This window comes from Sanguibacter biliveldensis, assembly GCF_033798665.1.
Taxonomy (GTDB): Bacteria; Actinomycetota; Actinomycetes; order Actinomycetales; family Cellulomonadaceae; genus Sanguibacter; species Sanguibacter inulinus.
This window is the reverse complement of record NZ_CP138359.1, coordinates 3906822-3920830: the sequence shown is the minus strand read 5'-3', so window position 1 is coordinate 3920830 and position 14009 is coordinate 3906822. Positions and strand designations below refer to the sequence as shown.

Here is a 14009-nt window from a genome sequence, read left to right as displayed (position 1 = left end):
GCCGAGGGACGCCCGCGAGTCGGTCCACGCACGGCGGGTGCTCTGGGGCCTCGCGCTCGTGGGCGCGGCCGGAGTCGGGTTCGTGTGTGCGCGTGCGACCCTCCAGCCACCCGCAGTCGACGCGGTCGACTCTGGTGAGCTCACCGTCACTGTCGTCGAGGCGACGGTCGGGCGCTCCGTCCCCTACGTCGTGCGGGGAGAGTGGACGCAGATACCCGCCGGCGCAGGAGCGAGCGAGGGGGTCGTGACGACCCAGCACGTCGATGGCGCAGATGCAGTCATTCCGGGGACCGTCGTCTACACGGTCGACCTCCGCCCGGTGGTCGTCGGGCTCGGCGAGGTCCCGTCCTTCCGCGATCTCTCCCAGAGCATGCAGGGGCGCGACGTCGGCCAGGTCCAGGCTCTCCTGCGCGAGACCGGACACCTCACGGCTGCTGCGGGCGACGGGGTCTTCGACGAGGTGACCGCGAGCGCCGTCCGAGAGTGGCAGCGCTCGCTGGGCGTCGAGGCCGACGGGATCGTCCGCGCCGGCGACGTCGTCTACCTCCCGTCGCTCCCGGCCCGCATCGTCCTGGACGACGAGGTCGGCGTCGGATCGCGGGTGAGTGTCGGGCAGTCGGTCCTGGACATCGTGTCGGACGTGCCCGAGCTCAGCATCACCGTCTCCCTCGACGAGGTCGAGCAGGTCACCTCTGGTCCGCTCACAGTCGCTCTCGACTCCGGGCCTGTCGAGGCCGTCGTCGCCAGCACACGGACCACCGAGAGCGGAGACGCGCTCCTCGTCCTGGCGTCGCCTGACGGGAGTGCGCTGTGCGGCGACAGGTGCGCGGACGTGCCGCGTGATCCTGCGGCCGCGACGTACCGCGCTGAGAGGGTCGTCGTCCCTGAGGCTACAGGTGCAGCTGTCCCGACATCCGCGGTCCGCACCTCGGGGGACGGGACCACCTTCGTCACCACTCCCGCCGGGGAGCGTCGAGCCGTCGAGGTCCGAGCGCAAGGGGACGGGCTGACGGTCGTGGAGGGGGTCGACGTCGGTGACGAGGTCAGGCTGATCGGGAGCGAGCCGTGACGGTCGTCGTCGAAGGGCTCGGTCTCCGGTACCCGCGCGCCGCAGCACCTGTCTTCTCCGGCTTGTCCGCAGCCTTCGCACCTGGGGCGCTCACGGCGGTCACGGGCCCCTCGGGATCGGGGAAGTCGACGTTGCTGTACGTGCTCGGACTGCTGGTGCGGCCTACTGCTGGTGACGTGCTCTGGGACGGTGTGCCGACCCAGGGTCTGACCGACCTCGAGCGGTCGAGGATCCGGGCGCGAGACATCGGCTTCGTGTTCCAGGACGCTCTGCTCGACCCCGCACGGAGCATCCTGGAGAACGTCTGCGACGCGGGGCTCTTCGCCGGGATGGACCGTGCCGTGCAGGTCGAGCGCGCGCAGGTGCTCCTCGGGAGGTTCGGGGTCGAGCACAGGGCGTCGCACAGGCCCGGTGAGATCTCGGGCGGACAGGCTCAGCGCGTCGCGCTCTGCCGCGCGCTGCTCACGTCACCGCGGGTCGTCCTGGGAGACGAACCGACGGGCAACCTCGACGCCGAGTCGGCCCGGGTGGTGTGGGATGCCCTCCGGGACCATGCACGCACCGGCGCGACTGTCGTGGTCGCCACCCATGACGAGAGGCTCGCCGACACCGCAGACCACCGCCTGGTGCTCCCGTGAGAGCTCGTCCTGGTGAGCAGGGCGACCCGACCGCGGAGCGCCCGGGAGTACTCTCTCCCGGCCGACCGCGCCTCCTCGCGCTGCTCGTCGACAGTGTCGTGGGGGCTCTCGCGCAGCCTCTCGCGACGTCGACCATGGCCTTCGTGGTGCTCGTCGTGTGCGCGTCCGCCCTGGTCACGACAGGGCAGGCGGCGGTCGCCGAGCAGCAGGTGGTGGCGCGCATCGACGGGACGGGTGCCAGGCTCCTCACTGTCGTGGACGAGTCGGGGAGCGGGCGGATCGTCGCGGCAGGACTCCCGGTGGTCGGGGCGATCGACGCTGTCGAGTGGGTGCTCAGTCTCGGGGTGGTGACCGACGTCCGTAACGCGGCCTACCCCACGGACGAGCGTGCGGTCGCCAGCAGACCCGTCTTCGGTCGCCTCCCGACCGAGCTCGCGATCGTCGCCGGACGGGCGCCGGAGGTCGGCGAGGCTGTCGCCGGGAGAGCGGCCGCAGCGGCGCTCCACCTCGCCGACGGTGTCGGGTCCGTCGTGGCAGCCGACGGCAGCAGCACTATCCCGGTGGTCGGCGTCGTCGCCGGGACCGGTCCGCTGGCCAGGCTCGACGAGACCGTCCTCGTCGCGTCCGAGGAATCTGCTGACGCCGTGGTGCGCACCGTCTATCTCATGGCGCGTGACGCCGCCGACGTGTCGACCCTGGGTGCGGCGCTCCCTGATGCGCTCCCGGCCGCAGACCCTGCCGCGCTCGTGGTGGATGCTCCGGAGGGGACGGTTGCTCTGCAGGCCGTGGTCTCAGGTGATCTGGGGGCGAGTGCCCGCCGGACCATGCTGCTCGTCCTGGGTGTCGGGCTGGTCGTCGTCGTGGTGACGACCTACAGCTCGACCTCCTCACGACGACGCGAGCTCGGGCGACGGCGTGCTCTGGGGGCCACCCGTAGCGCACTGGTCGTCGCCGTCCTCACGCAGCTGGCTGTCGCAGGTGTGGCTGGAGCGCTGCTCGGCGTGGTCGCAGGGCTCGTGGTCGTCCACAGGCTGTCGGGAGCTCTGCCGCCGGCATCCTTCGTCGGTGGGGTCGCAGGTCTGGCAGTCCTCGTCGCAGTTGTCGGGGGGACCGTGCCGGCTGTGCTGGCCGCCCGACGAGACCCCCTGAAGATCCTCCGCGTCCCGTGAGCCCGCGGCTCTGGACAGTGGAGCGCCGAGCGCCGGGCGGTCCGTGGGCGCCTCGGCATCGGGTGCCCGGCCGACCGAGCGGCTTGCGTTCTTGTGTGCTCGGCCGACCGAGCGGCTTGCGTTCTTGTGTGCTCGGCCAACCGAGCAGCTCACGTCTTCGCGTGCCCGCCGACTGAGCAGCATGCGTTCTCGTGTGCTCAGCCGAGCGGGACGACGGTCCCGGTGAGGTGGAGCCTCGTCCGGCGGGCGTCCCAGCCGACGACGTCGTATCCCGGAGAGCTCGACGCGCGGGGATGCGGGATTGCTGCTGAGGGAGATGACGTCGACCGGTGTGGTCGTGGCAAGACGGCCACGTCGACAGTCCCGGGCAGCAGGACCGGGGAGGCGAACTCGACGGTCCAGTCGAAGGCCTCGCCGCGGGACGGGCCGACCTGGGCGAGGGCGCGGCTGGCCGTGTACATGCCGTGGGCGATCGCGCGGGGGAAGCCGAAGGCCTTGGCCGTGAGCGCGGAGAGGTGGATGGGGTTGCGGTCGCCCGAGACGGCCGCATAGCGGCGGCCGGTCGCGGCGTCGAGGTGCCACTGGGCAGTCGGAGTCGGTGGGGCGAACGACGGGCGGCCGGAGGCGGAGTCAGCGTTGCCGCCGACAGCGCTGGGGTCGCCGTCGGCCGAGTCCTCGCCCAGCATCGTGCCCTTGGCGAGATAGGTCGAGACACCGCGCCATACGACCTCGGTGCTGTCACCCGCGCCGTAGCGCGCCGACACCTCGGTGACGAGGTCGACCTGGGTGCCCTTGCGGTGCGGGCGGAGGTTCTCTGCGTGGGCGTGGACGAGCAGGCGCTCGTCGGACGAGATCGTGCGGTGGACGGTGACGGCGTTGGACAGGTGCACCATCCCCGCGAGCCGCAGCGGGAAGTCGTCACGCACCATGAGCGCCGTCGCGACAGGGAAGGCGAGCACGTGCACGAATCCCGCAGGGAGCGTCCCGTCGACGGGTTCACCGAGGAGGCGCTGGTAGGCGACGAGCTGCGCCTCGTCTGCGACGACGTCGGCGACCCTGTACGTGACGTCGGGCAGTGTCGCGTGCGTGAGGTCCGGCGAGCGCCGGGGGCGCAGGGCCCGTGCGTACAGGCCGCCGAGGGCCGGGACCGTCGCGAGGGTGGTCGTGGTGCGGGTGCTCTCGGCCGAGCTCGACGGACCAGCAACGCCCGGCAGTCCGCTCGCCTGCGACGGGGCAGTCTCGCCGCGGTCGTCGCTCATGCGCCGACCATGCTCTGGCCGCAGACCCGGAGCACCGTGCCGTTGATCCCGCCGGCGGCTGGGCTCGCGAGGAAGGCGACCGCCTCGGCGACGTCGATCGGCAGACCGCCTTGCTGCACGGAGCTGAGGCGCCGTGCGACCTCGCGGGTCGCGAAGGGCATCCGTGCGGTCATCTCGGTCTCGATGAACCCCGGCGCGACGGCGTTCGCCGTACCGTCGACCTTCGCCATGAGCTTCCCTGTCGGACGCACCATGCCGATGACCCCGGCCTTGGACGCCGCGTAGTTCGTCTGCCCGCGGTTCCCCGCGATGCCGCTCGTCGACGCGAGCGAGATGATCCGCGGTGCGTCCACGAAGGCGGGAGAGCGCATGAGGGTGTCGTTGATGCGCAGCTGCGCGGCGATGTTCACCGCGAGGACCGCGTCCCACTTCTCGGGGGTCATGTTGGCCAGCAGCTTGTCGCGCGTGATCCCCGCGTTGTGGACCACGATGTCGATGCTCCCGTGCCGCGAGACGGCGTGCTCGATGATCTTCTCGCCGGCGTCGGGCGCGGTGATGTCGAGCTGGAGCGCCGTGCCCTTGATCCGGTTGGCGACCCCCGCGAGGGCCTCGCCGGCGGCGGGGACGTCGACCACCACGACCCGGGCGCCGTCCCGGGCGAGGGTCTCGGCGATCGCTGCACCGATGCCTCGCGCGGCACCCGTGACCACGGCGACGCGGCCGTCGAGCGGACGGTCCCAGTCGGAGGAGGAACCAGCCGTCGAGCCGACGGTGAGGGACTGCCCGTCGACGTACGCCGAACGGGCGGACATCAAGAACCGCAGGGCCGCTCCGACCGACGGCGCGCTGAGGTCGACGTCGTCGGTCAGCACGATGCCGTTGGCTGTCGAGCCGCCGCGGAGCTCTTTCGCGACCGAGCGGAGCAGCCCGTCGACGCCCTGCCGGGCTGCGGCGACCGCCGGCGCGTCGTCCTCGGTCGCTGCCCGGGAGATCGTCACGACGCGTCCGCCGGGAGCGAGGGAGCGCAGGGTCGAGGCGAGGTCGAGGGCGGGGCCCGACAGGTCGTCAGGGTGCTCGACCTCGGTCAGCACGAGGACCACAGCCCCCCAGCTGACGTGCTCGGTGCCCAGGACTGCTCGGTGCACCTCGAGGTCGGGTGCTGCGAAGCCCGTCGACAGCAGCAGCTGCGCGACGATGTCCGAGTCCTCGCCGGTCCCTGTGGTCGACCCGAGCACCAGGACGGGACCGGCGGTCAGCGTCGCGCCCTCGGTGTACCTGCGCAGGACCGAGGGGCGAGGCAGCCCGAGGGTCTTGGCGACCTTGCCGCCGATCCCGCCGTTGACGAGGGAGATGTAGCCGTCGCTCACTGGTCTGCTCCGTCCGTCGTGCCTGTGGTGCTGTCGCCCGGGACCGACTCGAGCAGGGCTGCGACACCCAGGCCCCCGGCTGCGCACACCGAGATGAGCGCGCGGGACACCTGCCCGGTCTCGGCAGCGCGTGCCGCGAGCAGCTTGGCGGCCGTCGCGACGATGCGTCCGCCGGTCGCGGCGAAGGGGTGGCCCGCGGCGAGCGACGAGCCAGCGACGTTGAGCCGGGTGCGGTCGACGGAGCCGAGCGCACCGTCGAGGCCGAGCTCGGTCCGGCAGTACTCGTCGTCCTCCCACGCGGCGAGCGTGGTGAGCACGGTCGAGGCGAAGGCCTCGTGGATCTCGACGAGGTCGATGTCGCCGAGGGTGAGCCCGTTGCGGGCGAGCAGGCGGGGCACAGCGTGGGCTGGGGCCATGAGCAGGCCGTCGTGGCCGTGCACGAAGTCGACCGCGGCGGTCTCGGCGTCGACCACCCGGGCGAGGATCGGCAGGTCGTGCTCGTCGGCCCAGTCGCGCGAGGCCACGAGGACCACGGAGGCACCGTCGGTCAGGGGCGTCGAGTTGCCCGCTGTCATGGTGGCAGGCGTCGACAGCGAGGTGCCGAAGGCGGGCTTGAGGGAGCCGAGCTTCTCGGCCGACGTGTCGGGCCGCAGGTTCTGGTCACGGGTCAGCCCGCGGAAGGGGGTGACGAGGTCGTCGAAGAACCCGCCGTCGTAGGCAGCGGCGAGGTTGTGGTGGCTCGCGAGGGCCACCTCGTCCTGCGCCTCGCGCGTGATGCCCCAGCGGGCTGTCGTCAGCGCCTGGTGCTCGCCCATCGACAGGCCTGTGCGTGGCTCGTCGGTGCGCGGGGGAGCGGGCGCGAGGTCGGAGGGACGGACGGCGGCGAAGGCCTTGAGGCGAGCGCCAAGGGTCTTGGCGTGGGAGGCCTTGAGCAGTGCGTGGCGGAGCCCCTCGCTCACCGCGATCGGCGCGTCGGAGATCGTGTCCGTGCCGCCGGCGATCGCCGAGTCGATCTGGCCGAGGCGGATCTTGTTGCTCACCGAGACGACGGCCTCGAGGCCTGTCGCGCAGGCCTGCTGGAGGTCGTAGGCAGGGGTCGTGGGCGCGAGGGCCGAACCCAGGACGCACTCCCGGGTGAGGTTGAAGTCCTTCGGGTGCTTGAGCACCGAGCCTGCGACGACCTCCCCGATCCGTTCACCCTGGAGGCCGAAGCGGGCGACCAGCCCGTCGATCGCGGCGGTCAGCATGTCCTTGTTCCCGACGTCCGCGTACGCCCCGCCTGCCCGTGCGAAGGGGATGCGGTTCCCCCCGACGATCACGGCGTCCGTGAGCGCGCGACGCGCCTCGGCCTGGGCTGTTGGGCTCTCACCCTGTCCTGCTGCGGTCCTTCGGGGCACGTCAGTCTCCTCGCGTCGTCGCTCGGGTCTCGCTCTGGTGCGGCTGGTCTCCGGCGCCTCTGCGGGAGCACCTCGGAGGGCGAAGACTTACCGACACCCACGGTACCTGGTACCGGCCCTGTCGACCCGGCGAGAGCGCGGCCTGTGGACGGACGCCCTACGCTGACCAGCGGGGACGGCCTGTGGTGCGCGCCGGGCTGGGCTGGGAGGGTGCATCTGTGGGTGGCCACACTCCCGCTCGGGATCGAGAGACCGCCTCCAGAGCAGTAGCCCGCAGGGAGCTGCCCGTAGACCGGGCCCGCTGTCCCGTCCCGCCGCCCCACCACCCGAGAAGGAGCGCCACATGCCAGGCAGGCCCGTGCTGGAGATCGCCGTGCAGGACGTCGCCGGCGTCAGGGTCGCCGCCGAGGTCGGTGCTGCCCGTGTCGAGCTGTGCGTCGCGCTCGGCGCGACAGGCGGGCTCACCCCGAGCGTCGGCCTGGTCGAGGCTGTGGTCGACGCGGCCCGATCGGCTCCGCGTGCCGGCGGCTACGACCTCCCTCTCGAGGTCCACACCCTCGTCCGCGCCCGAGCGGGCGGCTTCGTCTACGACGCCGACGAGCTCGGTGTCCACCTGCGCGACGTCCGTGCGCTGGTCGCCGCAGGCGCCTCGGGGGTCGTCGTCGGTGCGCTCACCCCCCAGGGAGAGGTCGACGCCGAGCAGGTCGCGCGGCTCGTCGAGGCGGCGAGCGGCGCAGAGGTGACCTTCCACCGGGCTATCGACACCCTCGTCGACCCGCTCGCGGCCGTCGAGACGCTCTGCGGGCTGGGTGTCACGAGGATCCTGACCTCGGGCGGCGCCGAGCGCAGCGTCGACGGCGCCGAGCAGCTCCAGCAGATGGTCGAGGTCGCGGCGGGCCGCCTGCAGGTGATGGCGGGCGGAGGCGTGCGCCCTGTCGACGTCGCGACGCTGGTGGCTGTCGGTGTCGACGCCGTGCACCTGTCGGCCAAGGGTGTCGTGGCTGCGGACGGCGGCGTCGGGGGCGGTGCGGGTGCTGGCGTCGAGGTGACAGACCCGGTGGTGGCCCGTGCCGCGGCCGACGCGCTCCGCGTCGCGACGGCCTGAGCCTGAGGCCTGGTCAGGGGCTCGGCGGACTCCGCCCGGGCGGGTGGAGGTCCTAGACCAGGAGTGTGGCGTGGGTCTCGATTGCGTAACAGTCGGTGAGAGGGTTAGTGTTTTCAGAGTCTGTTCGTTAGGTTCCCTTACTAAAGCCTCACAGCAGTTGAGGGGCGAGCGGCGTCGCGGCGTCGCACACGACCGAAGGGATTGACGATGATCCGAACTGAGGGCCTCAGGAGACTGCTCCCGGCAGTCGCGCTGGCCTCGAGTGTCGCCCTGATCGCCTCGGGGTGCAGCAGCGACTCGGACGGCGGCTCCGGCGGGAGCAGCGGCGAGGAGTCTGTCCTCAACGTCTGGGCCGGGTCGCAGACCCCGCTCGTGGCGAACTTCAACCCGTACTCCACGGGCATCCAGAACGGGACGCTCGGCCCGATCTACGAGCCCCTCTTCTACTTCAACCGTGCTGCCGCAGGCGACCCGGTCCCGATGCTCGGCATGAGCTACGAGTTCAACGAGGACGGCACCGAGATCACCGTGAAGACCCGCGAGGGCGTCACGTGGAACGACGGCACCCCCTTCACCGCGAAGGACGTCGCCTTCACGTGGAACTACGAGCCGGCCAAGCCGCTCGGCCTCATCTCGGCCGAGGCGACCGACGACACGACTGTCGTCGCGAAGTTCGAGACCGCGCAGTACACCACCGTCGCCGGACTGTTCATGGCCGCTGTCGTCCCTGAGCACATCTGGAAGGACAAGACCGTCGAAGAGGCGGGCTCCTGGGCCAACGAAGAGGCTGTCGGCACCGGCCCCTACATGGTCGACTCGACCTCGTCGCAGGCCTTCACCCTGAAGAAGAACCCTGAGTACTGGCAGGAGGGGAAGCCGACGGTCGAGAAGCTCCGCTACCTCGGCATCAACGACAACAACTCGGCGCAGAGCCTGCTCACGACCGGCAAGATCGACTGGACGGCGATGTTCATCGCTGACACCGAGCCCGTCACCGCCGACGGCCGCATCGCGATGGTCAACACCCCGCAGGACCCCACGGTCATCTACACCTGCTCGAACGCCGAGCTCGGGTGCACGGGCCCGCAGACGGACGTCGCCGTCCGCCAGGCGATCAACCTCGTGCTCGACCGCACGGAGATCAACTCGAAGGCGTTCTCGGAGAAGGCCGGCATCATCTCGCCGACCTTCGCCCTCATGCCCCGTGACGAGAAGTGGCTCGCCGAGGGGATGCCCGAGGAGAGCCCGCAGACGGCCGACGCCGCTGCTGCGGAGAAGGTCCTCACCGACGCCGGCTACGCCAAGGGCGGCGACGGCATCTACGCCAAGGACGGCGAGCGCGTCGCGATGACCCTCGTGTCGATCGACGGCTGGACCGACTACAACAACGCCGCGAAGCTCATCGCCGAGCAGGCTGCTGCCGCAGGCATCGAGATCACGGCGTCGACGGCCTCGCAGGCCGAGGTCGACGAGCAGAAGACCTCGGGCAGCTTCCAGCTGATGGTGCACGGCATGAACGGCACCAACGTCGCGGACCCGTACCAGATCTACCTGGACTGGTTCACGACCGACAAGACCCAGCCCGTGGGGACCACGGTCCCGCAGGGTGACTGGAACTTCTCGAGGTTCAGCAACCCCGACGTCGACGCGGCTGTCGTGGCCGCTGCGGCCACGGACGACGACGCCACCCGCCTGGAGCAGTACACGATCATCCAGGACGCGATCGTCACCGACCTGCCGTACATCCCGCTGGTCATCAACTCGACCATGACCTTCCAGAACGTGAAGGACTTCACGGGCTGGCCGACGGACGAGGACCTCTACGCCTTCCCGCCGTCGTGGGGAGCGATGGCCTCGGGTCTCGTCGTCACGAACCTGACGCCGACAGACTGACCTGAACGACCGAGGAGGAGCTCCGACAGCATGGGAAGTGTTGAGCAATGAAATTCTACGTCCGGCGGTTCGCGTTCTACCTAGCAACGCTGTGGTTCGCCGTCACACTCAACTTCGTCCTTCCCAGGCTCTTGCCGGGGGACCCCGCGACCATCCTGCTGCAGAAGCTTGCACGGCAGGGCGGCGAGGTCACCCCGGCGATGATCCGGAGCGTGGAGCTCCTCCTCGGCACCTCGGACGGTGCGTCGCTGTGGTCCCAGTACTGGAGCTACCTCGGCAGCATCCTCCGCGGAGACCTCGGTGTCTCCATCTCGAACTACCCGGAGCAGGTCACCACGCTCATCGGCCAGGCGCTGCCCTGGACGCTGGCTCTGGTCGGTCTCGCGACGCTCATCTCCTTCCTCATCGGGATCTTCGTCGGCGCCTACGTCGGCTGGAAGCGCGGGACGTGGGCCGACCACATCATCCCGGCGACCACCTTCATGCAGTCCGTGCCGTACTTCTGGCTCGCGCTGCTGCTCATCTACATCTTCTCGGTCACCCTCGGCTGGTTCCCGATCATCGGCGGCTGGGACACCTGGACCTTCGACAACCCTGAGGTGAGCTTCGCCTTCCTCAAGGACGCGATCTGGCACGGGACGCTCCCGGCGCTGACGATCATCCTCAGCTCGGTCGGCGGCTGGCTGCTCGGCATGCGCAACATGACGGTGTCGACCCTGTCGGAGGACTACATCACCACCGCGGAGGCCAAGGGGCTGCGCCCGTCGCGCATCTTCATGACCTACGCCGTCCGCAACGCCTCCCTCCCCTCGATCGCCGGGTTCACGATCTCCCTCGGGTTCGTGGTCGCCGGGTCGATCGTCATGGAGCAGGTGTTCACCTACCCCGGGCTCGGGCGGCTCATGATTCAGGCTGTCCAGGGCAACGACTACGCGCTCATGCAGGGCGTGTTCCTCGTGATCACGCTCACCGTGCTCGCGGCGAACTTCATCATGGACATGTTCTACGGACTCATCGACCCGAGGGCGCGCAACAATGGCTGACGACATCCGCGAGCAGCAGCTCGCAGCACAGGCGAGCGGCGGCGGCATCGCGCCCGCCCAGATCATCGAAGAGACCCCGACGGCGGTCCTGGCGGGGAAGGCTGCGAAGGTCGGCGTCTGGCGCCGGTTCGGACAGCTGCTCCGGCGGTCCCCGAAGCTCGCGATCGGTCTCGTGATGGTGGTCGCGATCGTCCTCTTCACGGTCGTCGTGCCGTTCTTCACGGCCTCGCCCTTCGCCCTCGACAATGCCTCGCTGCTCAAGCCCGGTGAGGACGGCCACCTGCTCGGTACCACGCAGCTGGGTGCCGACGTGCTCGCCCAGCTCGCGCACGGTGGACGCGGCTCGCTGATGATCGGTCTCACCGCCGGCGCCATCACCGTCGTCCTCTCGGTCTTCTTCGGGGTCGTCGGTGGCTACCTCGGTGGCTGGACGGACGAGATCCTCTTCCTCATCAGCAGCGTCATCCTGGTGATCCCCGGCCTCCCGCTGATGATCGTCATCTCGTCCTACATCCCTGGACGCAGCATCTGGCTCATCGCGATGATCCTCGGGGTCACCTCGTGGGCTGGCTCGGCCATCGTGCTGAGGAGTCAGGCGCGGTCCCTGCGCAACAGGGACTACGTCGCGGCGGCCCGGGTGGCCGGCGAGAGCCCGTGGCGGATCATCTTCGTCGAGATCATCCCGAACCTGCTCCCGCTCGCAGCCGCGCAGTTCCTCTTCGCCGTAGTCGCGGCGATCCTCGGAGAGGCCGGTCTGTCCTTCCTCGGGCTCGGCCCGACGGGCAGCGTCACCTGGGGCACGATGCTCAACGACGCCCAGCAGGGTGCCGCGCTCACCCGCGGTGCGTGGTGGTGGTTTATCCCGCCGGGCATCCTCATCGCCCTGCTCGGTGGTGCGCTGTCCCTCGTCAACTTCAGCATCGACGAGATCATCAACCCCAAGCTGCGCACGGGCTCCGCCCAGGCCAAGAGCGTCCGCGAGGCACGCCGCAAGCACAAGGAGTCGCGCCGTGCGGCCAAGTCCGCCCGCGCCGAGCAGAAGAAGGTGACCTCGTGAACCCGCCCGTCGCTGCCCAGGGCAGCCACCGCGCCGACGGCGCGGTCCGTGCCGCCGAACCCGTCCTCACCGCACGCAACGTCTCGATCGACTACGAGGTCGAGCCCGCGGTCCACGCAGTCCGCGACGTCTCGCTCACGCTCCACCGCGGAGAGATCCTCGGTCTCGCGGGGGAGAGCGGCTGCGGCAAGACGACGCTCGCCTACGGCATCAACCAGCTGCTGCGACCCCCGGCCGCCCTCAAGGCCGGGACCGTCACCTTCCACGACCACGACGGCACGGACATCGACCTCGGTGGGCTGCACGGCGAGTCGTTGCGCGCCTTCCGCTGGGACAAGATCTCGATGGTGTTCCAGGGCGCGATGAACTCGCTCAACCCGGTGATCTCCATCCGGGCCCAGCTCTTCGACGTCTTCACCACCCACCGCCCGGGCATGAGCAAGAAGGAGAAGGAAGAGCGCTCGCAAGAGCTGCTCCGCAAGGTCGGGGTCGACCCGAACCGTCTCGACAGCTTTGCCCACCAGCTCTCGGGCGGCATGCGCCAGCGCGTGATGATCGCGATGGCCCTCGCCCTCAACCCGCAGGTCATGATCATGGACGAGCCCACGACGGCCCTCGACGTGGTCGTCCAGCGCGGGATCCTGCGCGAGATCATGCGGCTGCGAGAAGAGTTCAACTTCGCGGTCATCTTCATCACCCACGACCTGCCGCTGCTCCTCGAGATCAGCGACCGGATCGCGGTGATGCTCCAGGGCGAGATCGTCGAGCTCGACACCGCCGAGAACATCTACGAGAACGCCCAGCACCCGTACACGCAGCGCCTGCTCAGCTCCTTCCCGAGCCTGACCGGCGAGCGCGGCTCGTTCATCCGCACCGGAGAGGGGGCGTGACCATGGCATCGCTCGAGGTCAAGCACCTGGTCAAGGACTTCCGTCTGCAGGGCGGACGCGGCAAGCGCTTCCGCGCCGTCGACGACGTCTCGTTCACGCTCGAGCCCGGCAAGACCATCGCCCTCGTGGGCGAGAGCGGCTCGGGCAAGTCGACCATCGCCCGCATGATCGCCAAGCTCGAGACCCCCTCGAGCGGGGAGATCCTGCTCGACGGGAAGGTCAGCGCGACCCGTGGGCGGGGGCTGGCCAGCTACAGGCACGACGTGCAGATGGTGTTCCAGGACCCCTTCGCGTCGCTCAACCCCTTCCACACGATCCAGCACCACCTCGAGCGGCCGCTGCGCCTGCACGGGAGGGTCAAGGGCCAGGCCGAGGCCGACGCCGAGGTCGAGAGGCTGCTCGAGCGCGTGAGCCTCACGCCGGCGTCGGGCTACGCGCGCCGCAGCCCGCACGAGCTGTCGGGCGGTCAGCGTCAGCGCGTGGCCATCGCGCGGGCGCTCGCACCCGGGGCACGGTTCCTCGTGGCCGACGAGCCCGTGTCGATGCTCGACGTGTCGATCCGGCTCTCGGTCCTCAACCTGCTGGCCCGCCTGCAGCGCGAGGACAACCTCGGGGTCCTGTACATCACGCACGACCTCGCGACGGCGCGGCACTTCTCGGACGAGATCATCGTGCTGTTCAAGGGCAAGATCGTCGAGCGCGGCCCGGCTGACGACGTGATCATGAACCCCCAGCACGAGTACACGAAGCTGCTGCTCTCGGCGGCGCCGAACCCCGAGAACCACGGCCGGCTGCGCGCGGAGGTGCTCGCGGAGATGGCCCTCGGGCCGCAGGACGCCGGGCGGGACCGCTTCGGCACGCGAGGGATGTGAGCCGGCCTCGGCGTCCTGCCTGCTGACGCAGCGCGAGGCCCGGGGCACGAGAGACCTCTGACCGCAGGTCCGCACACCTCGGTCAGGTCTCGCCGGACAGACCGGCGGGGCGACGACGGCGCGACGGGACACCCGTCGCGCCGTCGTCGTGCCCGGGGTGGGGTGCGCCGGGTTCTCGGGGCTCGGGGCTGCGGGGTCAGAGCCCTGGGTGCGACGGGTGCGAGGACCGGGTGCTGCGTGCACAGCTCGC

12 protein-coding genes are annotated in these 14009 nt (G+C 70.4%); 9 read left to right on the top strand and 3 right to left on the bottom strand.

Annotation, left to right across the window (positions count from 1 at the left end):
* Positions 1-37: 37 nt before the first annotated feature.
* Genes SANBI_RS17020 through SANBI_RS17010 form a run of 3 tightly spaced genes read left to right on the top strand, consistent with a single transcriptional unit; the run spans position 38 to position 2876 of the window.
* Positions 38-1069 (top strand): peptidoglycan-binding domain-containing protein, encoded by a 1032-nt coding sequence (locus tag SANBI_RS17020; RefSeq protein WP_319157177.1) that lies wholly within the window; start codon positions 38-40, stop codon positions 1067-1069.
* On the top strand, positions 1066-1707 hold the full coding sequence (locus SANBI_RS17015) for an ABC transporter ATP-binding protein (protein WP_408669718.1): 642 nt from the start codon (positions 1066-1068) through the stop codon (positions 1705-1707). The genes SANBI_RS17020 and SANBI_RS17015 overlap by 4 nt, the downstream gene beginning before the upstream one ends.
* Complete coding sequence (locus tag SANBI_RS17010) at positions 1704-2876, top strand: FtsX-like permease family protein (protein WP_319157176.1); 1173 nt, start codon at positions 1704-1706, stop codon at positions 2874-2876. Before SANBI_RS17015 ends, SANBI_RS17010 begins: the two co-directional genes overlap by 4 nt.
* 197 nt (positions 2877-3073) lie before the next feature.
* Here SANBI_RS17010 and SANBI_RS17005 read toward each other — a convergent pair whose 3' ends face one another.
* Genes SANBI_RS17005 through SANBI_RS16995 form a run of 3 tightly spaced genes read right to left on the bottom strand, consistent with a single transcriptional unit; the run spans position 3074 to position 6899 of the window.
* A complete protein-coding gene (locus tag SANBI_RS17005; RefSeq protein ID WP_319157174.1) occupies positions 3074-4135 on the bottom strand; it encodes a MaoC/PaaZ C-terminal domain-containing protein in 1062 nt (353 codons plus the stop codon).
* Positions 4132-5502 (bottom strand): 3-oxoacyl-ACP reductase, encoded by a 1371-nt coding sequence (locus SANBI_RS17000; protein WP_319157173.1) that lies wholly within the window; start codon positions 5500-5502, stop codon positions 4132-4134. The genes SANBI_RS17005 and SANBI_RS17000 overlap by 4 nt, the downstream gene beginning before the upstream one ends.
* Positions 5499-6899: an acetyl-CoA C-acetyltransferase gene (locus tag SANBI_RS16995; protein ID WP_319157172.1), complete on the bottom strand. Its 1401-nt coding sequence runs from the start codon at positions 6897-6899 to the stop codon at positions 5499-5501. The genes SANBI_RS17000 and SANBI_RS16995 overlap by 4 nt, the downstream gene beginning before the upstream one ends.
* 343 nt (positions 6900-7242) lie before the next feature.
* On the opposite strand from SANBI_RS16995, the gene SANBI_RS16990 reads away from it, so the two are divergent.
* The 6 genes from SANBI_RS16990 (at position 7243) to SANBI_RS16965 (ending at position 13759) form a co-directional block, all read left to right on the top strand.
* Entirely contained in the window at positions 7243-8004 is a 762-nt protein-coding gene (locus tag SANBI_RS16990; RefSeq protein ID WP_319157171.1) for a copper homeostasis protein CutC, read from the top strand.
* Between the two features lie 207 nt (positions 8005-8211).
* Positions 8212-9897, top strand: coding sequence for an ABC transporter substrate-binding protein (locus tag SANBI_RS16985; RefSeq protein WP_319157169.1), 1686 nt, complete (start codon positions 8212-8214; stop codon positions 9895-9897).
* 47 nt (positions 9898-9944) lie between these two features.
* Positions 9945-10940, top strand: coding sequence for an ABC transporter permease (locus SANBI_RS16980; RefSeq protein ID WP_056127394.1), 996 nt, complete (start codon positions 9945-9947; stop codon positions 10938-10940).
* Positions 10933-11997, top strand: coding sequence for an ABC transporter permease (locus tag SANBI_RS16975; protein WP_319157166.1), 1065 nt, complete (start codon positions 10933-10935; stop codon positions 11995-11997). Before SANBI_RS16980 ends, SANBI_RS16975 begins: the two co-directional genes overlap by 8 nt.
* On the top strand, positions 11994-12887 hold the full coding sequence (locus SANBI_RS16970; protein ID WP_319157165.1) for an ABC transporter ATP-binding protein: 894 nt from the start codon (positions 11994-11996) through the stop codon (positions 12885-12887). The genes SANBI_RS16975 and SANBI_RS16970 overlap by 4 nt, the downstream gene beginning before the upstream one ends.
* Positions 12888-12889: 2 nt before the next feature.
* On the top strand, positions 12890-13759 hold the full coding sequence (locus SANBI_RS16965; RefSeq protein WP_319157163.1) for an ABC transporter ATP-binding protein: 870 nt from the start codon (positions 12890-12892) through the stop codon (positions 13757-13759).
* The last annotated feature ends 250 nt before the right edge of the window (positions 13760-14009 follow it).

Coding starts and splice junctions, on each gene's coding strand:
- SANBI_RS17005 (WP_319157174.1), bottom strand. CDS start 4,135: ATGAGCGACGACCGCGGCGAGACTGCCCCGTCGCAGGCGAGCGGACTG.
- SANBI_RS16990 (WP_319157171.1), top strand. CDS start 7,243: ATGCCAGGCAGGCCCGTGCTGGAGATCGCCGTGCAGGACGTCGCCGGC.
- SANBI_RS16985 (WP_319157169.1), top strand. CDS start 8,212: ATGATCCGAACTGAGGGCCTCAGGAGACTGCTCCCGGCAGTCGCGCTG.
- SANBI_RS16980 (WP_056127394.1), top strand. CDS start 9,945: ATGAAATTCTACGTCCGGCGGTTCGCGTTCTACCTAGCAACGCTGTGG.
- SANBI_RS16975 (WP_319157166.1), top strand. CDS start 10,933: ATGGCTGACGACATCCGCGAGCAGCAGCTCGCAGCACAGGCGAGCGGC.
- SANBI_RS16965 (WP_319157163.1), top strand. CDS start 12,890: ATGGCATCGCTCGAGGTCAAGCACCTGGTCAAGGACTTCCGTCTGCAG.